The sequence below is a fragment of the Methylobacterium aquaticum genome, from assembly GCF_016804325.1.
GTDB classification, from domain to species: domain Bacteria; phylum Pseudomonadota; class Alphaproteobacteria; order Rhizobiales; family Beijerinckiaceae; genus Methylobacterium; species Methylobacterium aquaticum_C.
Genome location: NZ_CP043627.1, coordinates 114,947 through 139,880, shown reverse-complemented (window position 1 = coordinate 139,880; position 24,934 = coordinate 114,947). Strand labels below are relative to the sequence as shown.

At 70.3% G+C, this 24,934-nt stretch carries 18 protein-coding genes, 1 tRNA gene and 1 pseudogene; 11 read left to right on the top strand and 9 right to left on the bottom strand.

The window, feature by feature from the left end; all coding sequences use genetic code 11:
* Window positions 1–159 precede the first annotated feature (159 nt).
* Both F1D61_RS00605 and F1D61_RS00600 read left to right on the top strand, forming a co-directional pair.
* The gene (locus tag F1D61_RS00605; protein WP_348649411.1) at window positions 160–1,440 is read left to right on the top strand and encodes a glycosyltransferase; all 1,281 of its coding nucleotides are present in this window, start codon (window positions 160–162) and stop codon (window positions 1,438–1,440) included.
* Between the two features lie 359 nt (window positions 1,441–1,799).
* Complete coding sequence (locus F1D61_RS00600; RefSeq protein ID WP_203156070.1) at window positions 1,800–2,012, top strand: hypothetical protein; 213 nt, start codon at window positions 1,800–1,802, stop codon at window positions 2,010–2,012.
* Between the two features lie 63 nt (window positions 2,013–2,075).
* Here F1D61_RS00600 and F1D61_RS00595 read toward each other — a convergent pair whose 3' ends face one another.
* The gene (locus F1D61_RS00595) at window positions 2,076–4,730 is read right to left on the bottom strand and encodes a sensor domain-containing phosphodiesterase (RefSeq protein WP_246775657.1); all 2,655 of its coding nucleotides are present in this window, start codon (window positions 4,728–4,730) and stop codon (window positions 2,076–2,078) included.
* A 587-nt stretch (window positions 4,731–5,317) separates the two neighbouring features.
* Between F1D61_RS00595 and F1D61_RS00590 the strand changes: the two genes are divergently transcribed.
* The 3 genes from F1D61_RS00590 (at window position 5,318) to F1D61_RS33745 (ending at window position 7,064) form a co-directional block, all read left to right on the top strand.
* Window positions 5,318–5,755: an acyl-CoA thioesterase gene (locus F1D61_RS00590; RefSeq protein WP_203156069.1), complete on the top strand. Its 438-nt coding sequence runs from the start codon at window positions 5,318–5,320 to the stop codon at window positions 5,753–5,755.
* A 185-nt stretch (window positions 5,756–5,940) separates the two neighbouring features.
* The gene (locus F1D61_RS33750; RefSeq protein WP_246775656.1) at window positions 5,941–6,690 is read left to right on the top strand and encodes a hypothetical protein; all 750 of its coding nucleotides are present in this window, start codon (window positions 5,941–5,943) and stop codon (window positions 6,688–6,690) included.
* 215 nt (window positions 6,691–6,905) lie between these two features.
* Window positions 6,906–7,064: a hypothetical protein gene (locus tag F1D61_RS33745; protein WP_246775655.1), complete on the top strand. Its 159-nt coding sequence runs from the start codon at window positions 6,906–6,908 to the stop codon at window positions 7,062–7,064.
* Between the two features lie 79 nt (window positions 7,065–7,143).
* Here the strand turns inward: F1D61_RS33745 and F1D61_RS00580 are convergent.
* The 4 genes and pseudogenes from F1D61_RS00580 to F1D61_RS00565 form a co-directional block, all read right to left on the bottom strand.
* Window positions 7,144–7,217 (bottom strand) — tRNA-Gly (locus F1D61_RS00580).
* A gap of 64 nt (window positions 7,218–7,281) precedes the next feature.
* Window positions 7,282–8,778 (bottom strand): M48 family metalloprotease, encoded by a 1,497-nt coding sequence (locus F1D61_RS00575; protein ID WP_203156068.1) that lies wholly within the window; start codon window positions 8,776–8,778, stop codon window positions 7,282–7,284.
* A 5-nt stretch (window positions 8,779–8,783) separates the two neighbouring features.
* On the bottom strand, window positions 8,784–9,593 hold the full coding sequence (locus F1D61_RS00570; protein ID WP_246775654.1) for a DNA-binding protein: 810 nt from the start codon (window positions 9,591–9,593) through the stop codon (window positions 8,784–8,786).
* Between the two features lie 895 nt (window positions 9,594–10,488).
* Window positions 10,489–11,075: pseudogene (locus F1D61_RS00565) on the bottom strand (integrase core domain-containing protein); the annotation flags it as partial.
* 418 nt (window positions 11,076–11,493) lie between these two features.
* Here F1D61_RS00565 and F1D61_RS00560 point away from each other — a divergent pair.
* Window positions 11,494–12,021, top strand: coding sequence for a phosphate-starvation-inducible PsiE family protein (locus F1D61_RS00560; RefSeq protein ID WP_203156066.1), 528 nt, complete (start codon window positions 11,494–11,496; stop codon window positions 12,019–12,021).
* An 87-nt stretch (window positions 12,022–12,108) separates the two neighbouring features.
* Here the strand turns inward: F1D61_RS00560 and F1D61_RS00555 are convergent, their stop codons facing one another.
* The 3 genes from F1D61_RS00555 to F1D61_RS35190 all read right to left on the bottom strand — a co-directional run bounded on the left by F1D61_RS00555 (window position 12,109) and on the right by F1D61_RS35190 (window position 19,146).
* Entirely contained in the window at window positions 12,109–12,936 is an 828-nt protein-coding gene (locus F1D61_RS00555) for a hypothetical protein (RefSeq protein ID WP_203156065.1), read from the bottom strand.
* Between the two features lie 21 nt (window positions 12,937–12,957).
* Window positions 12,958–15,909, bottom strand: a complete 2,952-nt coding sequence (locus tag F1D61_RS00550) for an FkbM family methyltransferase (protein WP_203156064.1) — start codon at window positions 15,907–15,909, stop codon at window positions 12,958–12,960.
* Between the two features lie 225 nt (window positions 15,910–16,134).
* Window positions 16,135–19,146 carry a Hint domain-containing protein gene (locus F1D61_RS35190; RefSeq protein ID WP_203156063.1) on the bottom strand — a complete coding sequence of 1,004 codons (3,012 nt, stop codon included), beginning with the start codon at window positions 19,144–19,146 and terminating at the stop codon, window positions 16,135–16,137.
* 907 nt (window positions 19,147–20,053) lie between these two features.
* On the opposite strand from F1D61_RS35190, the gene F1D61_RS00540 reads away from it, so the two are divergent.
* From F1D61_RS00540 to F1D61_RS00525, 4 genes are all read left to right on the top strand, one after another.
* Window positions 20,054–21,034, top strand: a complete 981-nt coding sequence (locus F1D61_RS00540; RefSeq protein ID WP_203156062.1) for a phage tail protein — start codon at window positions 20,054–20,056, stop codon at window positions 21,032–21,034.
* Complete coding sequence (locus F1D61_RS00535; protein ID WP_203156061.1) at window positions 21,031–21,255, top strand: DUF6916 family protein; 225 nt, start codon at window positions 21,031–21,033, stop codon at window positions 21,253–21,255. Before F1D61_RS00540 ends, F1D61_RS00535 begins: the two co-directional genes overlap by 4 nt.
* 173 nt (window positions 21,256–21,428) lie before the next feature.
* Entirely contained in the window at window positions 21,429–21,962 is a 534-nt protein-coding gene (locus F1D61_RS00530; RefSeq protein ID WP_203156060.1) for a GNAT family N-acetyltransferase, read from the top strand.
* Between the two features lie 19 nt (window positions 21,963–21,981).
* The gene (locus F1D61_RS00525; RefSeq protein WP_203156059.1) at window positions 21,982–22,371 is read left to right on the top strand and encodes a hypothetical protein; all 390 of its coding nucleotides are present in this window, start codon (window positions 21,982–21,984) and stop codon (window positions 22,369–22,371) included.
* A 115-nt stretch (window positions 22,372–22,486) separates the two neighbouring features.
* Here F1D61_RS00525 and F1D61_RS00520 read toward each other — a convergent pair whose 3' ends face one another.
* The gene (locus tag F1D61_RS00520) at window positions 22,487–23,908 is read right to left on the bottom strand and encodes an alpha,alpha-trehalose-phosphate synthase (UDP-forming) (RefSeq protein WP_203156058.1); all 1,422 of its coding nucleotides are present in this window, start codon (window positions 23,906–23,908) and stop codon (window positions 22,487–22,489) included.
* Between the two features lie 383 nt (window positions 23,909–24,291).
* On the opposite strand from F1D61_RS00520, the gene F1D61_RS00515 reads away from it, so the two are divergent.
* Window positions 24,292–24,933 carry a hypothetical protein gene (locus F1D61_RS00515; protein WP_348649410.1) on the top strand — a complete coding sequence of 214 codons (642 nt, stop codon included), beginning with the start codon at window positions 24,292–24,294 and terminating at the stop codon, window positions 24,931–24,933.
* Window position 24,934 lies beyond the last annotated feature (1 nt).

Here is a 24,934-nt window from a genome sequence, read left to right as displayed (position 1 = left end):
CCTGCCCGGGCCGGGAGCGGAGGCTCGTCGCTGCAGCGGGGCCGTATCCCTGGACGGCACCATCGAGCGGGGGCGCACCGTCCGCCCTCGGGTCGATCTGCAACATCGATGACGGGAGGCGCGCGTCCGGCGCCTCCAGCGTCCCGGCTCTCGATAGCGATGGGTACGTCCATGTCGAATGGCGTGAGCAGACGCGTCTTTCTCGCCGGAATAGGCACCCACGGAGACGTGCTGCCGATCATCGCCCTCGGATCGGCGTTGAAGGAGCGTGGTTACCAGGTATACCTCGCGGCACCCGCCCCATTCGAGGCCTTGTCCGTTCGCGCCGGATTGTCGTTTCATGCCATCGGAACCGACATGGATTTCGAGCGCGTGGTCCGCCAATCGGCGTTGTGGCGGCCGATTCGGGGTGCCACCACGATGCTCGAGGCGGTCACGGAGGCGATCGAGCCGACCTATCGCTGGCTGGAGGCCGAGGCTCGGCCCGGAGATCGCCTCGTCGCCTCCACCCTTGCGCTCGGCGCCCGGGTCGCCCAGGAGCGCCTCGGCCTGTCGCTGACCACGCTGCACCTGATGCCGATGCTGGTCGAGAGCCGCTTCGCTCCGCCCCGCCTGCCCGGGCTGCCGCTTCCCCGCCTCCTGCCCGCGGGCTGGCGCCACGCGATCGGCCGCGGCGCCGACCGGTTCGTCCTCGGCCCCGCGGCGCTGCCACCCCTCAACGCCTTCCGCGCCCGCCTCGGCCTCGCCCCGGTCAAGCGCCTGCGCCACTGGTGGCACAGCCCCGAGCGCGTCCTGCTCGCGGTGCCCGACTGGTACGCCCCGCCCCAGGCCGACTGGCCGGCCCAGATCATCCAGCTCGGCTTCCCCCTCGCGGACCTGTTCGGCGACACGCCCGACCTCTCTCCGGACCTCGCCGCCTTCCTGCGGGCGGGCCCGGCACCCCTCGCATTCACCTACGGCTCGGCGATGGCCGGCGCGCACGGATTCTTCGCCACGGCCGTCGCCCTGTGCCGGCGCACGGGCCGGCGCGGCCTCCTCGTCGCCGGCCGGCCCGACGAGATACCGGCCGACCTGGCGCCCGGCATCATGCACGTGCCCTACGCTCCCTTGAGCCGGCTGCTGCCGGACTGCGCCGCCGTGATCCACCATGGCGGGGTCGGCACGGTGGCGCAGGCGCTGGCGGCCGGGTGCCCGCAGCTGATCGTGCCGGTCGCGTTCGACCATGCCGACGAGGCCGAGCGGGTGGTGCGCCTCGGGGTCGGGGCTTCGATGGGGCGTTGGCGGTTCACGCCGCGGCGGGCGGCGCGGGTGGTCGAGGATCTCGTGGGCTCGCGCACGGTGGCCTCCGCTTGCCGCAAGGCCCAGATGCTGATGCGCGCCGAGAGCGGGATCGTGACGATGTGCGAGGCGATATTCGGGAGCCATCATCGGCTCGCATGATTTGCCGTCGTCGGCCCGCTCATTTTCCCCCTATATCGACGAATAGTTCAATATCGCTGCTTTTTAATCTGGAACATCCGAATGCGTGTTCCACGGATTCCGCCGTCGAATAAGTTCATCGAGTGCCGGGTCCCCGGAGCTTGCGGCATGGTCAGGACAATCGAGACGCATCCTGCCTCATCGAGTGAACCGGTGCCCGTCGAGATCGGCAGGAGACGGATCGGTGTCGCCATGGTCCTCCGGGCGCACCGTTCGTCGGCAAGGACCCTGACGGGAAACGTGCGGCATCGGCGCGGCTGCGCAGCGCGGCGAGGATAGCGGTGCCGTGGGCGCCGATTCCAGGATGACAGGAAATGCCGGTGACTCACCCGCCCGTCGATTCCGAGCCGCTCGATCGCGTCGCCCGTGCCATGCACGAACGGGTCCGCGAGCGCATCAGGGCCTGCCCGGCCTGGGAGGATCTGGACATGACCGATCCGTGGCATGCGGGACTGATCCGGCTCGCCTACGACCGGGCCTACGATTTCCTCGCCGGGAGTGGTGGGAGCACGGGCGGCGGGCATGAGGAATGACCGGCCGGCCGGCCCCGCGGCGTCCTGCCATCGCCGCCCCGGGCGGCACGACCGGGACGGGCCTCAGCGCCCGGTGCGGCCTGCCGCGGAAGACCGTCTCGCCCGCTTGCGAGGGACAGCCCGCGCCGGCGCCTGACCGAGGCGCATCCGCAGTTCCTCTCCCGCCGGGTACGGGTGGCCGACGAGGTAGCCCTGCACCTCCGTGCAGCCTTCCGCGCGCGCCATGTCGAACTGTTCCTGGGTCTCGACCCCCTCGGCCGTCACGATCATGCCGAGCCCTCGCCCGAGCGCCGCGACGGCCCGCACGATCGTTGCCGCCTCGACCTCGCTGCTGGTCGAGACGAAGGAGCGGTCGATCTTCAGCTTGTCGAACGGGAACTGGCGCAGGTAGCTCAGGCTGGAATAGCCGGTCCCGAAATCGTCCAGGGCGATATGGACGCCGAGCCCTCGCAGGTCGTGCAGCACCGCACTCGCCCGCTCGTCATCGGCCATCAGCACGCTCTCGGTGATCTCCAGTTCCAGCCGCTCGGCCTCGAGGCGGGAGGCGTCGAGGGCCGCGCGCACGGCCGCGATCAGGCTCCCGTGCCGCACCTGCACGGTCGATACGTTGACGGCGACCCGCACGTGGTCGGGCCAGTGTCGGGCCTCGTGGGTCGCAGCCCGCAGCACCCACTCGCCGAGCGGCACGATCAGGCCCGCTTCCTCGGCCGCCGGTATGAAGTCGCTCGGCGGGACGAGTCCCCGTGACGGATGGTGCCACCGCACCAGCGCTTCGGCCGACACGATGGTCCCGCTCGCGACGTCGAGAATCGGCTGGTAGTGCAGTTCGAATTCGCCGCGCTGGAGCGCACGCCGCAGGTCCATCCCGAGCCTGAGCCGGCTCTCGGCTTCCTCCTCCATGGCGGGTTCGAAGAACCGGAAGGTGTTCCGCCCCGCCGCCTTGGCCCGGTACAGCGCGAGATCGGCATGCTTGAGCAGCGCCTCGGCTTCGTCGCCATGGGCCGGGATGACCGCGATGCCGATGCTGACTCCGACCTCGGCGTCGTGCGTGCCGAGGACGACGGGCGCTTGCACCGCCTCGATCAGGCGCCCGGCGACGAGGGCCGCCCTCTCGGACCCGTTGTTCCCGTCGAGCAGCACGGCGAACTCGTCGCCGCCGACGCGCGCGACGACGTCCTCGCGTCTCAGCGTCGACTTGAGCCTGTGGGCGATCTCCCGCAGCAGGGCATCGCCCGCGAGGTGCCCGAGCGTGTCGTTGACGGCCTTGAACCGATCGAGGTCGAGGCACAGCAACGCGCTCGATCCTCCCCGACGTTCCAGTTCATGCAACTGCCGATCGAGGCATTCGCGAAACAGGAGGCGGTTGGGCAGTTCGGTCAGCCCATCGTGCCCTGCCATCCACGTCACCCGGCTCTCGGCGGCCTTGCGGGCACTGATGTCGATGTGGGTGCCGACGATGCGCAGGGGGGCGCCGGCCGCGTCGTGGGCGACGACCCTGCCGCGCGCCAGGATCCAGGTCCAGCCTCCCTCCCTGTGGCGCAGGCGATACTCGCACTCGAAGGCCGGCGTGCGGCCTTCGAGGTGGTCTCTCATGCGCAGGAGTGCCTGCGGCTTGTCCTCCGGATGCAGCAGATGCACCCAGGTACCCCGGTCGACCCTGAGCTCGCCCGGCACGTAGCCGAGCATCCTGGACCAGTTGTCGGAAATCCAGGCCGCATCGGTGACGATGTCGTAGTCCCACAAGCCGTCGCTGCCGCTGTCGAGAGCCAGGGCCAGGCGCTCCTCGCTCATGCGCAGGGCGGCCTCGCTCGCGCGCAGCTTCTCCTCGGCCCGGAGGCGCTCGGTGTGATCGAGACTGATTCCGGCAATGCGCACAGGTTTCCCCGTCCCGTCGGTGATGACGCGGCCGCGACCGAGCACGCAGCGCTCGCCGCCCTCGCGCAGCGGGACGCGGAACTCGACCCGGTATGCGGAGCAGGTCGCCAGGGCGCGCTCGGCCTCCCGGCGCACCTTCGGCAGGTCGTCCGGGTGGATCGCCGCCGCCCATTCCTCCAGCGTGACGAGCGACGAGCGGTCCTCGGGCAGACCGAGGTGGCGCAGCGACTCGGGCGAGAGATGGGCGGTGTCGTCGGCGAGGTTCCAATCGAACAGACCCGCTCCGGCACAGTCCTGGGCGAGGTGCAGGCGCTCCGCCATGGTCTGCAAGGCTTCCTGCGCCGCAATGCTCTGCCGGGTCGCCTCGTGCAGGCGCAGGTGCCCCACGACGATGCGGGCCAGATCCTGAAGCTGGCGGCACTGCTCGGACGAGAACGAGCGCGGCGCGGTATCCATCACGCAGAGGCTGCCGACACGGATCCCCGGCTCGAGCGCGAGGGGGGCGCCCGCGTAGAAGCGGATCCCATGTCGGCCGGTCACGAGGGGGCTCGCATGCACCCGCGGGTCTTGCAGGGCATCTTCGATGACGAGAACCTCGTCGGAGAGAATGGCGTAGGTGCAGAACGCCGCATCGCGGGGCGTGCCGTCGATATCGAACCCGCATCTGGCCTTGAACCATTGGCTCTCCTCGTCGACGAGGGAGACCACGGCCACCGGCAGGTCGAAGAGGGCCCGGGCGGTGCGGCACACGGCGTCGAAATGCTCCTCGGGTGCGGTTCCGAGGATGTCGAGCGCGCGCAGCGCCTTCAGGCGATCCGTTTCGCGGGACGGCAAGGGGTACACCGCAACGCTCCCAAGACCCTGCACCAGACGCGACGGCGAGATCCGTAGGGCCGTCGACAGCGACGATACGGGTAGCGACAGGTGGTATCAACTACCTGTAGTTGTATGCAGGTTGCGATTGCGTAAAGCCGATCGGGCAATCCGGCTCGGGGACACGATCGGGCGGGGACGTCGCCGGGGTGGTCGACGGCCGTCGCGGCATGCCCGGCCATCGTCCGAGCAGACACCGCGCGGCGCCGCGGCCACCGGCTGGCTCCCCGAGCCTTCTCGGTAAGGACGCCGCCGCTCGGCCCCTCGGATTGGCGAGACCGGTGCCGACTGGAACACTCCGTTCCCGCGGTGATTGTCGCGCTGCGGGCGGACCGCTTCGACCAGGACAGCGTCACCGGCGAGCCGGCCGCGACGGTCGCGGGTTCCGCATCTTGCAAACCAGCGCTCACAGAGGTCGTTCGCATAAGCGACGTTATGGAACAAACTCGGAGACCCGCCTAAGGGCCGGGCCCGGCGCCGAATTTCGGACTTACCCCGGGCGATGTTCGCTTTAAGAAGGATTCCATCCTCGCCCTCTTTCGCGACAGATCCTGCCGATGTCCTGCACTCCGCCCGAAGCCGCCGACTGGGGTCCCCCGGTGATCCGCACCATCGCCATGCCGGCCGACACCAACCCGGCTGGCGACATCTTCGGCGGCTGGCTCATGGCGCAGATGGATCTCGCCGCCGGCAACGTGGCGGCCCGACGCGCGCGGGGGCGTTGCGCCACCATTGCGGTCGAGGGCATGACCTTCTTGCAGCCGGTCGTGGTCGGCGACGAGGTCAGCCTCTACGCGAAGATCGTCGCGGTGGGCCGCTCCTCGATCCGCATCCAGATCGAGGCTTGGCGCCGCGCCCGTGAGAGTGAGGAGACAATCAAGGTCACCCAGGCCCTGTTCACCTTCGTGGCGATCGATGACCATCGCCGGTCGCGCCCGGTGCCCCCGGATTCGCCCGTGCAATCGGCCGTAGTCGAGGGCGCCGGTCCGGCGTGAATCTGGGAGCGCACGATGACCTGCCCCGGCATCGAGGTGCCGGGCGCCGCTGGTCGGACGTGCTCGATATGCAGTCCCGGATTGTGATGGTGCATCATCGGCGCTGACGCGTCAGGCCGAGGATGCACGATGGCAGGATTTCTTCACGGAAGCGGCGAGCGCGCGAGGGCGGGCCGGATGCACCGGTGTGGGTCGCCCGCGCCGACCTCGTGAAACAGGGCTACGAACCGAAGACGGTCCGCCTGCCCTACCGCCTCGATGAGCCCGAGGATGCGCCAATGCTCTCGGCGGCCTGCCTCCGGCTACAGGACGAGATGCTGGAATGGTCGTCCGGCCACGAGCGCGACCCGAATCGCTTCGACGGGACCTTGCTCAGCCGCTCGCGCCGGTACCAGACCGACGAGGCGAGCCCGTTCCACTCGAACATGAAGCACGACACGCGGCGGACGGATCTCAGCACGCCGCGGCTGATCGAGAAGGCCTCCGGCCAACGGGCGCTCGCCCACCTGAAGAATGAGGATTCCCGGCGCTGCTACAACGAGGCGAAGAAGCCGAAGGACCCCGGCGGCCCGGAGCGGATCAGGCGGGCCTCCGGCATCATCAAGAAGCTGCGGGTGCTATTCGCCTACGGCATCATGGATGAGTTGCCGGACTGCCAGCGGCTGCACACCGTGCTGTCGCAGGCCCGGTTCTCGCAGCCGGTTCGGCGGCGCGTCGCGATGCAGCTGGCTCACGCCGAGGCATTTGTCGCCAAGGCACGGGAGATGAGGCACCTATCGCTGGCGCTCGCCACCGCGATCCAGTTCGAGACGGCCTTGCGCCAGCGCGACGTGATCGGCGAGCGGATGCCGATCCCGGATGGAGGCGAGGCGACCGGCATCGTGATCGACGGCCGGCGCTGCCAGAACGGCCTGACCTCGCCGCGGATCTGGTGATTCGCAAAGCCACGACGAAGACGGGAGCGTTCTCCGCCCACGGCCTCACGCTCTGCCCGCTCGTCCTCGATCTGCTCAAGCACGTCCCAGCCGATCGGCGCGTCGGTCCGCTCATCATCCACGAAGCGACGGGCAAGCCTTAAGGCGAGTAGGTCTTCACCCGGGAGCGGCGCAAGGTCGCAAAGGCGGCGGGCATCCCGGATGAGATCCGCAACATGCACGCCCAGGCCGGCGCGGGTCTCGATTCACTGAAGGCCGTGACGGCCCACGCTACGACATCGACCAAGGCCCGCTACGTGCGGGGCGGGCTCGGCAAGTCGCGCGCCGTGGCAGCCTTGCGGCTCAAGCACCGGGCGAGCCAGAACCAGGCCTGAACAGGCATAGAGATCGCGACGGGGAACGTGAGCCCAACGGTAGGGCAGTCCAAGGCCTTGCTCGGCAAGGTCAAAAAGCTGGAGCGGGTGAAGGGAATCGAACCCTCGTATTCAGCTTGGAAGGCTGCTGCTCTACCATTGAGCTACACCCGCGGCAGCTGCCCAGATAGCACGGTCGATCCGCGTTGAGAAGCGGGGCAGACGCCCGGATCGCGCCCTATTCCACCACCAGCTTGTAGGGCAACCCGGCCCGCACCGGCCCGCCCTTGTCGAGCCCGTTGAGGACCTGGAAGCGCTCGAGCGGGCGGTCGACCGCCGTCATGCGCTGGGCCAGGCTCTCGGCGGTGTCGCCGGGGGCGGCGGTGACGATCTGGATGCGCAGGGGCTTGAGGCTGCGCGCCTCCTCCGGCGTCACCAGGGCGATGCTGGACAGCCAGCGGCCGAAGGCGGGCTCCGGATCGGTGGTGCCCCTGGCGGCCATGATCATCCGGAAGGTATTCGTGCCGACCCGCACCGCGGCGAGGCGGAAGAACCACTCCTTGCCCTTCGACACCGCCGTCACGGCCGGGAAGCCGTTCAGCATCCGGTTCTCGAAGCTGCCGGTCTCGATCGCGTCGTTCCAGGTCGCCTTCAGCACCTCCTCGAGGCCCTGGCCGGCATTGGTCTCGACGGCGTCGAACAGGAGGCGGCGATGGCCGTCCGGGGTGGTGCCGAGCACCGCGCGGGCGGTGTTGTCGAGCCCGAATCCCTCCGGCGCCTCGAAGGCGACGCCGAGGCGCGGATGGATGAAGCGACGGCCGCGAATCAGCCCGTCGGCCGGGTTGTCGCCATAGGCGATGCCGTCGATCGCCGCGAGGTAGCGGTTGCGGTCGTCGACCCCGAGGCCGGGGGCGCCGATGCGCCGCGCGGCCTGCGTCACCTGGGTGATGCGCTCGGGCGTGCTCGGATGGGTCGCCAGCATGTCGGGCTCCGAATTGAGCCCCGACCCGGCGCGCAACGCCGTGGTGCGGTTGAGCGCGGTCAGGAAGCGCGAGGCGCCGAACGGGTCGTAGCCGGCGCGCGCCAGCGTGCGCACCCCGGTCTGGTCGGCCTCGAATTCCTGGGTGCGCGAGAAGCGGGCGAGCACGAAGCGGGACTGGTCCTGCAGCAGCGCGCCGGTCGCGGGATCGTTGAGCACGTCGGCCACGACCTTGCTGACGAGTTCGGAGCGGAGCGCCATCTCGGTGCGGGCGCTGGCATGGCGCAGGGTCACGTGGGCGATCTCGTGCGCCAGCACCGCGGCGAGTTCCGAGGTGTCGTCGGCGAGCGCGAGCAGCCCCCGGGTGACGTAGATCCGGCCGGTCGGCAGCGCGAAGGCGTTCACCACCGGCGAATCGAGCAGCGTCACCGCGTAGGTCTCGTCTGGGCGCTCGGTCGCCTTGACCAGGCGGTCGGTCACGTCGCTGACGAGGCGCAACGCCGACGGCGCCTTGTACTCGCCGCCGAACGAGGCCACGAGCTTGGCGTGGTCGGCGTCGTTGGCCGGCCGGTCGCGCCCGGTGGTGCGCGGTGCCTCCGGCGGCACGACGGCCGCCACCGGCGCCAGCGCGCCGGTCTGGTCCGACGTGCAGGCGGCGACGAGCAGGGCCAGGGCGGCGGCCGGCAAGAGTGCGGCCGCAGGCCTGGCAATGGCCGCGCGCCCGGCCGGCTGTGTTCGCGTGAAGGACCACCTCATGGCGATCAGCGCCGCGGCGCCTGCTCCTCGTCCAGCATCTCGATCATCTCGGCCGCGCCGATATCCAGGGTCGGCCCGCGCCACAGCTCGACGATGCCGCGAGCCCGCACGCGCCGCCCCCGAAGCGCCGGAGAAGAGAAACCACGTTCGAGCATGTTCCGCCAAGTGCGTTTCGACACCGTGACCGTAACACCCTCCGTTCCGAAAGGCGCGAAGTTCAGGTAGGTCCTGCGCTCGCGCTCGCCCACGTTGCGCACCCTCCCCTCCACGATCGCGAATCGGCCCACCATCGCGGCAAGCCGCGCCACCTCCTCCGTCGGCACCGGAGGGCTCGCGGCCCACAGCCCCAATCCCCCGCGGCGGGCCGCCGCCTCCAGCGCCAGCAGGCCGGGCCGGCACAGGCTGTCGCCCTCCCCGGCATCGACCGGGACCAGACCGGCCGCCACGAGCCCGCCGGCGAGGTCGACCGGCTCGCCCTCGGAGACGGCGGCGTCGAGGATGACCCGGCCCCAGCGGTCCGGCTCCGGCGCCTCCCGGGTGGCGAGCAGCCGGCCGGCCTGTCCGGCGAGCCAGGCCCGCGCGGCCTCGGCCGCGGCTGGGTCGTCCGGCCAGCGCACCCCGTCGAGCCGCGCCCGCCGCCCGGAGGCGAGGACGAGCTCGCCGCGCGCGGCGACCGCCTCGATCCGGTCCTCTCCGGCGATGCGCCCCCGGCAGGCCGGCGGCTCGCGCCCGCGCGGGCTCGCCGCTCCCGCCGCCCCGGCGAGGAGCAGGAGGCCGACGCAGAGGCCGACCATCGCCGCGATCCGTCCTCTCATGCTGAAAAAGCCCGTGGTGGATGCCGGCCCGCCGGTTCACGGGCGAGGTTGGCGGAAGCGGGCCGGGATGGTAAGAGGCTCGCCGTGGGTCTCCGTAGCTCAGCTGGACAGAGCACAGGTTTCCTAAACCGAATTGGGCGTCGCGAGGGGAAACCGCGCGGCGGATCCGCTCAAAGTCGGGGAAAGCGTCGAGCCGCTCGCGGCCTCACGCCGATCCCGAGCCAAGCCCGGCCGCCAGGCCGGGAAGGTGTAGAGACTAGACGGGCGGCACCTAAGGGCTCTTCGAGGAATCTCGGGGGCCACGGTGAAGGGATAGTCCAGACCACGAACGCCTCGCGGCGGCGGCGAAAGCCGAAGTGGGATGAAACCTGGGGTCGCAGGTTCGAGCCCTGCCGGGGACGCCACGCTTTGCCAAGCCTTCGAGCTGGCTGAAACTCTGCGGGAATCAGCGCCTTGCAGGCCGTCGGTCATACAAACTGGCGGTGCAGACGGCCCTCGGGCTCGATGAACGACCTCCTGCGCGACAGGCCTGGCATCTGCAAGTTCCGGCAGATGATCCCCGCCGAGCCGAGGCCCTTCATGCCCGCCTCGTGGACCGGCAAGGCGAACTGGAAGGATAGACTCCAGACCAGGGACCCGGCCGCCGCCAGGCGAGCCCAGTCCTGCCCCAAGGCCCAGTAGATTTCGAGGGGGCCGAGAGGATCGAGCGCAAGGGTCCCGCCGAGCCCACCTTGCGGCAAGGTGCCGCCCTCCCCCGGTCGCGGAGATCGACGCGGACACCCTATCGGGGCCCTGGAGGAGGACGCGGGGCATCGCAGCGCGGGTGGTTCGCGCCGGCAGCACCAAACTGTCAAACTGAACCGCTCCGGGTTTGTCGGAGGCTGTTTGTCCTGGGTCAGGCGGCCCAGGCTTGGTCGCCGACGTGAGCATGATAGTGCGCTTCGGCCTCGGCGGGAGGGACGTTGCTGATCGGCGCGAGGAGGCGACGGTGGTTGTACCAGTCCACCCACTCCGAGGTAGCGTACTCGACCGCCTGGAGGGAGCGCCATGGGCCGCGCCGGTGGATGGCCTCCACCTTGAACTGGCCGTTAATTGTTTCCGATAAGGCGTTGTCGACGACGCTGCCGATCGACGGCTCGATGCCTGCTCCTGCCAGGCGCTCGGTGTACCGTAGAGCCAAGTAGTGCGAGCCGCGGTCCGAGCGGGGCACCAGCCGCACCACCGTGCATCGCGCGGTCACGATCCCCTCCCGGGCCAGTTGCCGCCCAATCCTGCGCACGCCGTCGACGCAGAAGTTCGCCTCGAACACACGCTGGATCTCGATCATCGATGCGGCGTGGCTGCGGGCACGAACCGGCTGCTTCGCGGGATCGGCATGCCGGTAGGCGGTCGACGGGGCACCCGGCAGATCGGCTCGACCCACCAGACCTCCCGACGATCGTCGAAGAAGCTGATCAGGGCCGCGACCGGCGGTCGAGCTCCGGCTGCCTGTCGTGGTCATGTCGACGCTGATGACGACGTCGGGCACGTTCGCTCCCGGTCTGGCCGCCGAGGTGAATGCGGGGGCTCGCGTCCCGCTCCGCGAGGGTGACGGCGGGTCGGCCGTGCCCGGGCGTTCCATGCAATGGATTGTCGGGCGCGGCACCCGGGCCCGCGGAGGCGCCCGGGTCGTTCATGGCCGTGACGGCGTGGCCGCCGGCCCCGTGGACGGGCTCGACGGGTGCCCGGCGACGGCCCGCGCCTTGGAATGCCGCTCGCCGAAGGCGCGCGGTGGGCTCGGGCCCGGCCCACCGTCGGGAAGCCGTCGGGCGCACACGGCGCTGCGCCCGACGCCCGCGCCCTACCCGTTAATTCCTGTTAAGGTTGAGCCCGTCCCGTCCACCAGCCCCCGGAGACCGTCATGGTGGAGACCGCGAAACTCGAAAAGGCCGAGAAGGAGGGCGGGTGGCTGACCCGGCTCTCCGCCTTCGTCTTCCTGCACACCGAACACGCGATCTACGCGGCTTTGGGTGTGCTCCTGGCCCTCACCGCCGTGATGGCGCTGATCGATGCCGCCGGCATGACCCTCAAGGCGGTGACCGCGGTCGGCGCCGCCGCGCAACTCCTCGACGTGGTCGACCGGCTGCTGTTCCTGCTGATGCTGGTCGAGATCCTGCACACGGTGCGGGTGTCGATGCGCTCCGGCCGGCTGACCTGCGAGCCGTTCCTGATCGTCGGGCTGATCGCCTCGATCCGGCGCGTCCTCGTGCTCACGCTCCAGACCGCCGAGCAGATGCATGCGAGCGAATGGAACGCGCAGAAGGAGGCGCTGTTTCGCGCCTCGATGATCGAGCTCGGCGTCCTCGCCGGGCTGATCCTGGTGATGGTGGTGTCGATCTTCCTGCTCCACCGCGCCCGGGACACCGGCGAGCCGGCCGGGTCCGAGTAGGGCGCGGCTCATCCCACGGTCCGGTGTGCAACCCCCGCCGGCCGCGCGGCATTGATGGGGTTGAGCATGACACAGCCAAAAGGAGGCTCACGATGGGCTTGCTGTTCTTCCTGGTCTTCGTCTGTCCGTGGATCGCGGTGGCGTTCCTGTCCGGCCGCGGTTCGTTCGGGGCGCTGACGAAGCTGAAACCTTACTGAGGACAGCGGTGCGGGATGCCGGCAACCGGCATTCCGCATCAGGTGCCGCGCAGGAACCGGTGCCACCACGAGGGCCGTCCCGCCCCGCTCGCCGGGCCTGCTCTTCGGCCGCCTCCCGCCTCAGGCGGTGGACCAGCGGGTTGCACGCCTCCTGGTCGGCGACATGGGCCGAGGCCGGCCGGTTCGGCAGGCCGTGGCCTGCGCGATAGGCCGCCGCATCGAAATCCGGCGCCGAATCGAGGTCCCGCCGCGCGCCGTGGCGGAGCAGATGCGCGAAGGCATCACGGTTGCGGCCGATCTCAGCGCCGTATCGCGCGAGGTAATGGGCGAGGTCGAAGCGGGCATTGGGCGCGTAGAGCTGGCTGCGGCGATGCGTGAGGTAGTGCCGCAACGGCGAGGTGCCCCGGCGCAGCCGATAGGTGCGCCCGTACCAGGCCGGTTCGAAATACGGAATCGGCCGCAAGCCCGCCCGCTCGCCGACCCGGATGTAGTGGCAGAGCGGGTTCGCGCCTTCGGGATTTCCGTCGAGATACAGGGCCGCGTACCAGCCCGGATCGCAATAGAGGTTCGGTCGCCTTCCCTCGCGGGCGCCGAACCGGCAGAAATGCTCGAGCGGATCGGCGCCGTCGGCGACGACGTCGGGCGATTCGAGCAGGTAGTGGTTGACGTCGAACAGCCCGGAGCGGGCGATGAGGTCGTAATCCCGGGAGGTCGTCATGGTGGATGGCCGGCGGCCTCCTCACGACGCCACGACGGACGCATAGTAATGCGTCGTCTCGAAATGCAGCTCGACCCGCGTGCCGGCGATCCAGTCCGTGGGAGAGAGCGTGTGGCCACGGCAGCGGGTGATGAGGTCGGTCCGCTCGTTGGGGATCGCGACGTGGTCGGTCGGCCACTCGTTGCGGATCCGCACTAGGCTGTAGCCGAGCCCGAGCAGATGCTCGATCACTGCCTTCGAGCTCGATCCGTGCCGGCGCAGGTGATGCTCCTCGATCTCGATGAACAGCACCGGGCGGTCGCGGGCGATGAGGGCCTGCATGCCGGCGAGCGCCGCCGCTTCCGCGCCCTGGATGTCCATCTTGATGAAGGCGATCGGCGGCAGGGGCAGGTCGTCGAGGCGGATCGTGAAGACGAGGTCGCCGCCGTGACCGCCCCGGCCGATCCCGGTATGGCCGATATTGACGGTGCCGCCCGCCGTCAGGGTCGCCTCCAGCGGCTCCATCTCGACCGTGTCGCCGGACCGGTCGGTCACCGCCATCTTGTAGGTGCGGACGTGGTCGCAGCGATTGGCGAGCACGTTCTGCTGCAGTTGCGCGTAGCACAGGCCGAGCGGCTCGAAGGCGTGGATCGAGCCGCGGGGGACGAGGCCGGCGAGCCGGACGGTGTGGTAGCCGAGATTGGCGCCGAGATCGACGACGTGGGAGGCCTCGTCGAGGAACAGGCGGGCGAACTCGATCAGGTGCGGCTCCCACTCGCCGGTCTCGAGGATCGTCCGGCCGATGAAATCCTGCTCCACCACCGTGAAGGTGCCGTGCCGCGCCTGGACCGTGCGGAAGGTCGGGACGAAGCGGGGGCTCGGTGCCGGCGCGGTGAGCCCGTCGACGAGGGACAGCCACTCGGGCACCCGCGCGCGCCAGTCGTAAGCGTGACGGCAATGCGCCTGCTGCGCCGCCGCCCGCTCGGGCCGGCCCTGCCACGGATCGGCCAGTTCCTCGGCCAGGAGAGCGGCGAAGGCGCGGGCATGCTCGGCCGGATCGGCGACGTGAGGATAGAGGCGGGCGAATCCCGCGGTGGTCTCCGGCAGCGCGCCGTGGCTCGGGCAGATCACCCGGCAGCCCGCCGCCATCGCCTCGATGACCGCGAGGCAGGAGGTCTCCGCGAAGGTGTTGGGATAGGCCAGGATGTCGATGTCGGCGAGCGCGGCGCGCAGCTCGGCATTGGGCAGGAGCCCGTGGTAATGCACGTTCGGCAGCGCGGCGGCGCGGGCGTAGAGATCGGCGTAAGGCGCGTCGTCCGCCCCCGGGCCGTAGAGCTTGTGCGACGACCAGACGTGTAGCTCGGCATCCTCGGGCGCGGCCTGCGCCCAGGCGTCCAGCAGCACCGCGAGGCCGCGATAGGGCGTGCTGGTATAGGCGACCTTGAGGGGACGGCGCCGGGCGGGCCCGCGGTCGCGCTCGGGCACCTCGGTGGCGTTGCGCAGGACGAGGCAGCGTTCGGCCGGCAGGCCGAAGGTCGCCAGGAACTGCGCCCGCTGCCATTCCGAGACGAAGACGAAGCGCGCCACGCGGGCGACCCGGGCGGGCTCGCGCATCCAGGCCACGGCCGGCTGGTCGGTGGCGTGATGGACCCAGACCACGAGCGGACGCCCGTCGTCGATCCGGGCCTCGTCGTAGCCGTTCAGGCACAGGGCGATGCGTTCGAGCGCCGGGCCGAGGCGTCGGGACAGGCCCTCGTGCATCAGCTCCGTGCCGCCCTGCGGGCGCGTCGGCAGCCACGGGGCCTTGCGCGACAGGCCCGACCAGAAGCCCGGCAGGTCGCTCGGGCCGATGCCCGGGCGGGTCGTCGACAGGAAGCCGCGCCGGCCCTCGATCGGAACCGGCAGCTTCTCGAGGGCGAAGCGGGCATTGGCGGCGAAGCGCCGGCGCTCGCCCTCCGGCGCCGTCGGGCAGGCGATCAGGTCGAGGCCGGCGGCGAGGCTGTGCCAGTGATGGCCGGCCCAGTAGGCGTTGACCGCGTATTCGTCGCGCAGGCCGTATTCGTAGATCCAGGGCTCGATGAACAGGGCGCCCTCCGGCGGGGGCAGGGACAGGCCCGCCTCGGCGAAGCGGAAGCCCTCCTCGTAGCGCTCGGCGAGGCGGCAGACGTGGCTGGCATAGTGGTGAGCCTCGACCCGGTGCGGGCAGAGCGCGATCGCCCGGCGACAGACCGCCAGGGTGTCGTCCACGGGGCGCCCGAGGCCCGGCATCAGCCGGGCGGCGGCAAGCAGCGCGACGTAGACCTCCTCCTGCCAGTATCCGAGATCCGCCCGCCGCAGGTAGGCGGCCACCGCCTGCGCGTGGGCACCGCAATCGCGGTAGCTCTGGGCGAGGTAGAAGGTGTAGCGGGCGATGAAGAACGGGTCCGTCTCCGTCGCCAGCGCCGCCTCCAGGATCGCGGCGTCGCGCCGGTAGGTCTCGCCGTCGCGGCGGCGGGCGCCGTCGTGGTTGCGCCGCATGGTCAGGTCGATGACGGCGCGGTTCGTCGCTTCCGCACATTCGATGAATTCGTGCAGCACCCCACGGTAGCGCCACGGCAGGGTGTTCTTCACCAGCTGGGTGCGCCGGTAGATCAGCGGGGCGTCCGTGATGGTGACCTCGTAGGCCTCCGCCGTGAGGTCGGGCAGCCCGTAGCCAGGCGGCAGGAGCATCTCGTCGTCGGCGTCGATGACCAGGGTGTAGGTGCCGTGCGGGCGCGCCAGCGCCAGGGCCTCGGAGCGGTTGTGGGCGAAATCGACCCAGGGGCGCTCGACCAGCGCGCCCGGCAGGTCGGCCAGGATTGCCCGCACGAGATCCTGGGTCCCGTCGGTGGAACCGGTATCGACGACGATCCAGTGGTCGATGAGCGGGCGCACCGATTCCAGGCACCGGCGGATCACCGGCGCCTCGTTCTTGACGATCATCGCGAGGCAGACGGTCTGGCCGGACGGGGTCATGCGGGATCCTGGTGACGGGCGGAGGCGCGGGGCGGCGCCGGGGATCGCCGGGAGGGATGACTCGGGCGGGGATGATCCGGGAATGAGTCCGGGACGCGGCCTGGATGGGATCGCCCCCCAGGCTGCCGCGGCCCTGTCACGACGAGGCCCGCGGCGCGCCTGTCGGGGCGCCGCGGGCCGGGTTCGTCGCGGAAGGTCGCGCCGGCCGGGGCCGGCGCGGCGTCCTTAAGCCCGCCGCAAGAGGCGCGCGAGGACCGAGCGCTCGGTCTTGACCTCGCCCTTGGCGGCGAGCCGGGCCCGGACCCGGTCGACGACCGGGCCGTGGAGGACGACCGGCGCGCAGGCCAGCTCCAGGTTCAGCGCCGAGGCGACGAGGTCCGGGTGCAGGGTGACCGGGCCGTCGTGGTTCTCGAAGGTGCCGCGGTTGCCGCAATCGAGGTAGCTCTCGGCGGGCATCCCGTCGGCGACCAGTATGTCGTGAACCGGCAGCTCGACGTGGTGGTAGACCACCTCCGAGCGGTCGAGCTGCGCCACCGACGTGCCGTTGACGAGCACGCCGGCCGGGATCAGCACGTCCTCGACGAAGAGCGCGTGGCCGGGCGAGACGACGAGGTCGCGGTGCGGCAGGCCGGGGCCGAAGGCATGCGCGGCGACCCGGACCGGCTGGGCCCGCTCGGGCTGCGGGTGGCGCCGCAGGTCGAGGTGGCGGTGACCGACCCAAGCGACGGCGACCGTCTCGCCCGAAGCGGTGACGACGGCGTCGCCGGGCCGCAGGGCCTCGACCGGACGCTCACCCTCCGGCGTCAGGATCATCGTTCCGGACGCGAAGCAGATGACCGGACCGGTCGGGCCGGTGGCCCCGGTCGGGCCGTCGGCACCCGTCGGGCCGGTCGCGCCCGTGGCACCCGCGGACCCGGTGGCACCCTGAGCACCCGTCGCGCCCTGGGACCCGGTGGCGCCCGCGGACCCGGTGGCACCCTGGGCCCCCGTTGCGCCCTGGGAGCCGGTGGCACCCGCGGAGCCGGTGGCACCCTGAGCACCCGTCGCGCCCTGGGACCCGGTGGCACCCTGGGCCCCCGTTGCGCCCTGGGAGCCGGTGGCACCCGCGGACCCGGTGGCACCCTGAGCACCCGTCGCGCCCTGGGACCCGGTGGCGCCCGCGGACCCGGTGGCACCCTGGGCCCCCGTTGCGCCCTGGGAGCCGGTGGCACCCTGAGCACCCGTCGCGCCCTGGGACCCGGTGGCGCCCGCGGACCCGGTGGCACCCTGGGCCCCCGTTGCGCCCTGGGAGCCGGTGGCACCCGCGGAGCCGGTGGCACCCTGAGCACCCGTCGCGCCCTGGGAACCGGTGGCACCCTGGGTCCCCGTCGCGCCCTGGGAGCCGGTGGTACCCGGCGCACCTTGCGAGCCGGTCACACCCTGCGCGCCTTGTTCGCCGGTGGCACCCTGGGCGCCAGTGACGCCCTGCGCCCCCGTCGCACCCTGAGCACCCGTCGCGCCCTGGGAACCGGTGGCGCCCTGAGCGCCCGTCGCGCCCTGGGACCCGGTGGCGCCCGCGGACCCGGTGGCACCCTGGGCCCCCGTTGCGCCCTGGGAGCCGGTGGCACCCGCGGACCCTGTGGCACCCTGAGCACCCGTCGCGCCCTGGGAACCGGTGGCGCCCGCGGACCCGGTGGCACCCTGGGCGCCAGTGACGCCCTGCGCCCCCGTCGCACCCTGGGCCCCCGTTGCGCCCTGGGAGCCGGTGGCACCCTGAGCACCCGTCGCGCCCTGGGACCCGGTGGCGCCCGCGGACCCGGTGGCACCCTGGGCCCCCGTTGCGCCCTGGGAGCCGGTGGCACCCGCGGACCCGGTGGCACCCTGGGCACCCGTCGCGCCCTGGGACCCGGTGGCACCCTGGGCACCAGTCGTGCCCTGAGCACCCTGGTCGCCGGTGGCGCCCTGCACGCCCGTCGCGCCCTGCGCGCCCGTGGTCCCTTGGGCACCGGTCACGCCCTGGGCGCCGGTTGCACCCTGAACGCCGGTCGCACCCTGCGCGCCCGTGGTCCCCTGGGCACCGGTCACGCCCTGGGCGCCGGTGGCACCCTGCGCGCCGGTCGCACCCTGAACTCCGGTGGCGCCCTGGGCACCCGTAGTCCCCTGAGCGCCGGTCACGCCCTGGGCACCGGTGGCACCCTGGACGCCGGTCGCTCCTTGGGTGCCGGTGGCGCCCTGGGCACCCGTAGTCCCCTGGGCGCCGGTGACACCCTGGGCACCGGTGGCACCCTGCGCGCCCGTCGCGCCCTGGGTGCCGGTAGCGCCCTGAGCGCCCGTCGTTCCCTGAGCGCCGGTGACACCCTGGACACCGGTGGCACCCTGCGCGCCCGTCGCACCCTGGGTGCCGGTAGCGCCCTGAGCGCCCGTCGTTCCCTGAGCGCCGGTGACACCCTGGGCACCGGTGGCGCCCTGCACGCCCGTCGCACCCTGGGTGCCGGTAGCGCCCTGAGCGCCCGTCGTTCCCTGAGCGCCGGTCACGCCCTGGGCACCGGTGGCGCCCTGCACGCCCGTCGCACCCTGGGTGCCGGTAGCGCCCTGAGCGCCCGTTGTTCCCTGAGCGCCGGTCACGCCCTGGGCGCCGGTCGCGCCTTGCGCGCCGGTTGCGCCCTGGGTGCCGGTCGCACCCTGGGCGCCGGTCGCACCCTGGGCGCCCGTGGTCCCCTGGGCGCCGGTCACGCCCTGGGCACCGGTCACGCCCTGGGCACCGGTCGCACCCTGGGCGCCCGTGGTCCCCTGGGCACCGGTCACGCCCTGGGCACCGGTCACGCCCTGGGCACCGGTCACGCCCTGGGCACCGGTCGCACCCTGGGTGCCGGTGGCGCCCTGCGCGCCGGTCGCACCTTGCGGGCCCTGGTTGAGCACAACCCGGGTGGCGGTCAGGGTTTCGCTATAGTTAGAATTCGTTCCCGTCGATCCTTGACCATCGTTGACGGCGTCGGAAAATTCCACCCCGGTGGCGCCGCTCGCATTCTGAACTGTAAAACGCGTCGCATCTCTAACGGCGACGCCGAACGCTGTTGTATCGTCCGCAATATATTGAAACGAATACGGGAATCTCGTGCCTGGTTGATTGGTGAACTGTCCGTATACAGTCCCAAGATAATTAGAAATAGCTGTCGTGGTAGCATTACCATAATAAAAATTGTACTGTTGGTTGTCGAGTCCACCTGTACCATTCAGAGTAATCAAATACTGAGTCATCGAAATTCTCCTAAATTCATTTACGGTCCGCTCGACAAGCCCCTCCCTCGGCGGGCATGTCCAGTCGCGCGGCATATCGGTCGGCAAAATGCCCGCGGCCACGTCACGGCGAAAGAGAGGAAATGATTTTTCCGCCGCATACGATCGTCAAACCGACCGAAAGTGGCATTTTCGCCATAGTGACGACTGCCTGCCCTGACAAGTTATTCATAGCTGTCACTTGACATGTATTTATCTCTCATAAAAATCAAATAATCACACAATAAATACATATTTTATTTTTTAGAAGCAGATTTATTTCAAGAAAGTAATGATCAATATTACATAAAGAACGAGATTTTTCCCACACGGGTCATCGGGAGCGATGGCGCGTGCGCGACGAGGAGTCCTCGTGCCGGCCCTCTACGGCGGAAGCGTCCCGCTTCCCCTTGCGACAGGACAAGGGCGGGGGATCGCGCGGCACCGCCGAGTGTAACACGCGGCCCACGCCGTTTCCCGAAGGTTCGACATGACGCGAAAACAGACTAGGTATTGTAATATTTTTCTATTCATGTTCTAATCACCTCTCCAGGAAGCTCGTAAAATTTTTTCCAAATGCTGCTTGCAGAGACACATCGTCGTCTATCAGATTCGGCGCTGGGCGATTCGAAATGTGAAAGTGATTCGGTCAAGAATAATCTTTGTGCATTACAGGCCATTAAGGAATTGCGACCTCAGGGGGCGATGACAGGCATGATCTTTACGTTTCATTCAATTTCGCACCGCAGGGCTGCCTGGCACGCATGGACAAGTGCTGAACGTTTAGCGCCAACATGAACTGTTGCTCCTCATCAGCAACATGTATGGCAGCTCTCTCGCCTAAGGCACTTTTGGCTCGCCGAACTTTCAGGGTCGCCCGGCCGTCGGCATGGGCAAGTCGCCGACCAGCAGCGCTGAATACGCTATCGCCTGCGGCCCCGAAACGACGACGCTGACGGCCGCCAATCTGCTGTCCCATGCCCAGTCGGTGGATATAATTCCTTCACCGATCCGCGTGTTCCGTCAGAGCCAACATCCTTCACCGGACGAACAGACATCGAAAAGGTCGCTTGCGGAACCGGTCTCCGGTCGACTAACAGTCGTCGTGCCGAACGAATCACTGATCAGGCCGATTCGGTTCTGCGCGAACGTTGCTGCGGCGCACTCATATCTAAGGAATTTTGCCATGGATCCGATGATTGGAATGATATTCATGATACCTTGGAACTGGGCGCCGCGGAACTATGCGATGTGCCAGGGCCAATCGTTGCAAATTATGCAGTATCAGGCTCTTTACAGCCTGATGGGAAATTCGTTCGGCGGCAACCCCGGTACGACCTTCAATCTGCCTGACCTTCAGGGACGCGCTCCCATCGGCACCGGCGTGTCTCAGGGCAGCAACTTCCCGCTCGCCACGACGACCGGCACCCCGACCACGACGCTCGGGCTCACCAACCTGCCGGTGCATAGCCACGGCGCGACGTTCACGGCGGTTACCGGCAGCCAGACCGTCACCATCCAGCCGCAGGCCGGCACCCTGAAGGTGGCGATCAACGTCGCGTCGACGGTGGCAGGCAATGCGAGTCCCTCGAACACGGCATTGCTGGGGGCGAGCGGGGGTACGAACACGAAGATCTACACCTCCGCCACCGCAACTCCCGCCCCCGCCACGACCCCCCTCGCAGACGGGGCGACGACCGTGACGGGCAATGCCGCGACCGCGGGGCAGACCTTCAGCGTCCCGACCGTCACCGGCGGCACCGTGGCGATCGGCAATGCCGGCGCCGGCCAGCCGTTCACCAACTACCAGCCGTCGCTGGCGATGAGCTTCGTCATCGCGCTGGTCGGCCTCTACCCGGACCGGCCGTGACCGTCGCGCTCGACACCGTCTCGGCGGCGACCTTTGCGGACCTGCTGGGGGACGGCTTCGCGTTGCGGGGCCCGGGCGGTCAGGAACTGGCCGTCACCCTGGCCTCGTGCCGGGAATCCCCCCACTCGACCATGGCGGGCAGCCCGCGCACGGCGTTCTCCCTGGTCTTCGGCTGCCCGGCGGCGGCGGCGGGGCCCTTCCGGGGGGCGATTGCGTGCTGACGCATCCCGCTCTCGGCGAGATCGGGCCGCTCTATGTCGAGCGGATCATGCCCACGGGCGTCCCCCCGGACTCCGCCGCCTACCAGGCGGTCTTCAACTGAACCTCACCGGGCGGCCCCGCAGGCTTCCTGCGCGGGCCGCCCTCTCTTCCGTCCCGACCGGAGACCCGCCGCATGGCCTCCCAGACCGGCTCCATCCCGCTGTTCGGCGGGCTCGGCCTTCGCCCGATCCGACCGAGCGACCAGGACTTCCTGCTCCAGCTCTTCATCGAATCGCGCCCCTGGCTGTCCTGGGCCGACACGGACCGCGACGTGCTGCAGGCGCTCTACGAGCAGCAGTTCCGGACCATGCGGGCGGGGCTGGAGAGCGTGTATCCCGAGCACATGGACTTCATCGTCGAGCGCACCGGCCAGGCGGTCGGGCGCCTCGTCGTCGATCTCGGCTATGCCGACTGGCGCATCTCGGAACTGGCGATCGTCGCGGCGGCCCGCGGCAAGGGCATCGGCACCGACCTGGTGCGCAGCCTGCAGGCGGCGGCCGAGAGCGTGCGCCTGCCGATCACCCTCTCGACGCCGATGGTCGGCGCCACCGACGGGCGCTCCCTCTACGAGCGCCTGGGCTTCCAGGTCACCGCCGTGCGGCCGCCGCATTACGACATGGCCTGGATCCCGGTCTCCCGGCGGGTGGCGCAGGCAGCCGGCGCTTGACATTGCCGGCGCACGGGGAATGGTCGCCCCAGCGCCGCAGGGCACCGCGAGCGGCCGCCAGGAGATGGACCCGATGGACTGGCCCGCCGCTTCCTACCGGGCGCGCCGGCTGGTCCGGGCCCGCCACCGCCTCGTCCCGGAGCCGATCTCCCTCGCGCTGATCGACGCCTTCGCGGCGCAAGGGGCCGTCACGGCGGCGGGGTTGCGGGACTTCGCGCCGGCCGAACTGGTCGCCCCCATCCTGGGCCTCGTGACGACGGCGGTCCACGGCACCGGCCACCTGCCGGCGCGGAACGGCTGGTACCGCCGCGACGAGACCGGCGCTTTCGTCATCGATCCCGGCTTCGCCGTCGCCTGGACGGCCGCCAGGGCCTGCGACGCGCCGCTGCCGGGTGCGGAGCGAACCTGAGAGGCCGGGTCGGACCGACCCGACCCGATCCGCTGGGCTCGACCCGTCGCCCTCCCCGGTCCCGACACGCCGACCGGGAGGGTTCGGCGCGGGATTGCGGGCGGTCTTTGCGGTCCTACCGGGCCTGCTCCGCCGCCGCCGGCGGCTCGCGCTCCACCGTGCGGAACCCTTCCAGCTCGCCGAGATAGCTCCGGGCCCACCAATCCACGTCCTCGCGCGCCATGCGCTCGAACATCGGCTTCCAGCGCTCCACGCGCTCGGCCTTGGGCATGTAGAGGGCGGCGCGGATGGCCTCCGCCACCTCGAACCGGTCGTAGGGGTTGACCAGCAGGGCCTCGGGCATCTGGCGGGCGGAGCCGGCGAACTTCGACAGCACCAGCACGCCCGGATCGTCCTCGCTCTGGGCGGCGACGTATTCCTTGGCGACGAGGTTCATGCCGTCGCGCATCGGCGTCACCACGCCGACCCGGGCGGCGCGGTAGAGCCCCGCCAGCACCGCGCGGGGATAGGCCTTGGTGACGTACTGGATCGGCGTCCAGGACGGTTCGCCGAGCGAGCCGTTGATGTTCCCCAGGACCTCGTTCACGTCGCGGCTGAGCTGCTCGTATTCCGGCACCTCGGTGCGGGATTTCGGGGCGATCTGCAGGAAGACGACGTTGCCGCGCTGGTCGGGGTTGGAGGCGAAGAAGCGCTCCACCGCCTCCATCCGCTCCGGCACGCCCTTCGAGTAGTCGAGCCGGTCGACGCCGATGAGGAGCTTGCGGGTGCGCAGGCCCGCCACCGTGTCGCGCACGGTGCGGTTCATGCCGGCGCGCTCGGCGGCCTGGCGGAAGCCGTCGACGTCGATGCCGATCGGGAAGCTGCGGATGCGGGTGCGGCGCCCGTCGACCATCAGCGAGCCGCCGCCGAGCGGGATCGCCCGCAGCTCGTCGACGAGGTTGCGCGACAGGTTGTGGACGTCGCTGTCGGTCTGGAGGCCGATCAGGTCGTAGTCGGAGACCGCGCGCAGGAGTTCGGTCGAGGCCGGCAGGGTGTTGAACACCTCGCCGGACGGCCAGGGGATGTGGTGGAAGTAGCCGATCGGGTTCGAGACGCCCAGGCCCCTGAGCTCGGAGGCGAGCGGGATCAGATGGTAGTCGTGGACCCAGATCAGGTCGCCCGGCTCGATCAGCCCGGCGAGCGCCTGGGCGAAGATGCGGTTGACGCGCTGGTAGCCGGCATAGTCGGCCCGGGAGAACGCCGCCAGGCCGAGGCGGTAATGCATGATCGGCCAGAGCGCCCGGTTGGCGAAGCCGCTGTAATACTCGCGGTGGTCCTGGGGCGAGAGGTCCATCACCGCGTATTGCACCCGGCCCCGGTCGGCGATCACCGGCTCGGAGGACGGGTTGTCGGTGATCTTGCCGCTCCAGCCGAACCAGAGGCCCTTGTAGGCCGTGAAGGCCTCCTTGAGGGCGACGGCGAGCCCGCCGGCCGCGACCGCCTTGGAGCCCGCATCCGGGACGGCGACGCGATTCGACACGATGATGAGGCGTGACACGGCGGGTATGGACTCCGGCTGCACGGACCTGAGTGCATTGTCCGACGACGTGGGCACCGGTTCGTCGGACAATGCGACACACTTCGAGATCCGGGGCGGGAACGTCGCCGCGTCCATCCACCCCGGACAGAGAAAACGCGCGGTGAGCAAGCGCGATCCGTACGAAATGGTCAACCCTCCCGACGAATCCGGCGTCGTTCGCACCCGCACCGGCTGTGCCCGGCGCTCCACAGGAATCCGTCGAGGAATCCCTCGGCGATTCCTCCCCGGATGAGGCCGGAACCGGGCGCCTTGGCTGCTGTTACTCGCAATATCGTCGCATGTGTCGGCGCGGCGGCCGGTCCGGCCTGCCCGCCGCGCCGACAGAGAATGGAGTGCCCCTGATGAGCGCGGGTTACGAGAACGGACCGCACCGGTCGGACGACCGGGGTGCCCCCGGCGAGCGCCCGGCGGATTGGAACGAGCTGCGCCACGACGTGCGCCAGCTCGGCGACGTCGCGATGGAGCGCGGCTACAGCCTGGTCGAGTCGGCCCGCGAGCAGGTCCACGGCTACGTCGACCGCCGCAAAGGCGACGCCGCCCAGTCGGTCTCCGACCTCGCCCAGGCCCTGCGCGATTCCGGCGGCAAGCTCGACCAGCAGCCGAACGTGAAGGCGTTCTTCGACAGCGCGGCGGAAGGCCTCGAGCAGCTCTCGGGCTCGATCCGCGAGCGCAGCTTCGAGGATTTCTACAGCGAGATCGAGTCGGTGGCCCGGCGCCGGCCCGCCGCCGTCGCGGTGGCGACCTTCCTCACCGGCTTCCTCGCCGCCCGCTTCATCCGCGCCTCGGCCCATCCCGCGCACGTCCTCGACGGGCGCGAGGCCTTCGCCCGCGGGCCGGAAGTGGGTGCCGACCGCGCCCGCGGCACGTCGTACGATCCGTATGCCGCGCGCTCCCGCGACGTTCCGGGCGCCCACAGCGAGCCCGAGACCACCCGGCCCGATCCCTACCGCACCGGCGCGTCCGGCCCGCGCTACTCGGCCTGAA

Coding starts and splice junctions, on each gene's coding strand:
- F1D61_RS00605 (WP_348649411.1), top strand. CDS start 160: ATGGGTACGTCCATGTCGAATGGCGTGAGCAGACGCGTCTTTCTCGCC.
- F1D61_RS00590 (WP_203156069.1), top strand. CDS start 5,318: ATGTCCTGCACTCCGCCCGAAGCCGCCGACTGGGGTCCCCCGGTGATC.
- F1D61_RS33745 (WP_246775655.1), top strand. CDS start 6,906: ATGCACGCCCAGGCCGGCGCGGGTCTCGATTCACTGAAGGCCGTGACG.
- F1D61_RS00575 (WP_203156068.1), bottom strand. CDS start 8,778: ATGAGGTGGTCCTTCACGCGAACACAGCCGGCCGGGCGCGCGGCCATT.
- F1D61_RS00570 (WP_246775654.1), bottom strand. CDS start 9,593: ATGAGAGGACGGATCGCGGCGATGGTCGGCCTCTGCGTCGGCCTCCTG.
- F1D61_RS00560 (WP_203156066.1), top strand. CDS start 11,494: ATGGTGGAGACCGCGAAACTCGAAAAGGCCGAGAAGGAGGGCGGGTGG.
- F1D61_RS00555 (WP_203156065.1), bottom strand. CDS start 12,936: ATGACGACCTCCCGGGATTACGACCTCATCGCCCGCTCCGGGCTGTTC.
- F1D61_RS00550 (WP_203156064.1), bottom strand. CDS start 15,909: ATGACCCCGTCCGGCCAGACCGTCTGCCTCGCGATGATCGTCAAGAAC.
- F1D61_RS35190 (WP_203156063.1), bottom strand. CDS start 19,146: ATGACTCAGTATTTGATTACTCTGAATGGTACAGGTGGACTCGACAAC.
- F1D61_RS00540 (WP_203156062.1), top strand. CDS start 20,054: ATGGGCAAGTCGCCGACCAGCAGCGCTGAATACGCTATCGCCTGCGGC.
- F1D61_RS00530 (WP_203156060.1), top strand. CDS start 21,429: ATGGCCTCCCAGACCGGCTCCATCCCGCTGTTCGGCGGGCTCGGCCTT.
- F1D61_RS00525 (WP_203156059.1), top strand. CDS start 21,982: ATGGTCGCCCCAGCGCCGCAGGGCACCGCGAGCGGCCGCCAGGAGATG.
- F1D61_RS00515 (WP_348649410.1), top strand. CDS start 24,292: ATGAGCGCGGGTTACGAGAACGGACCGCACCGGTCGGACGACCGGGGT.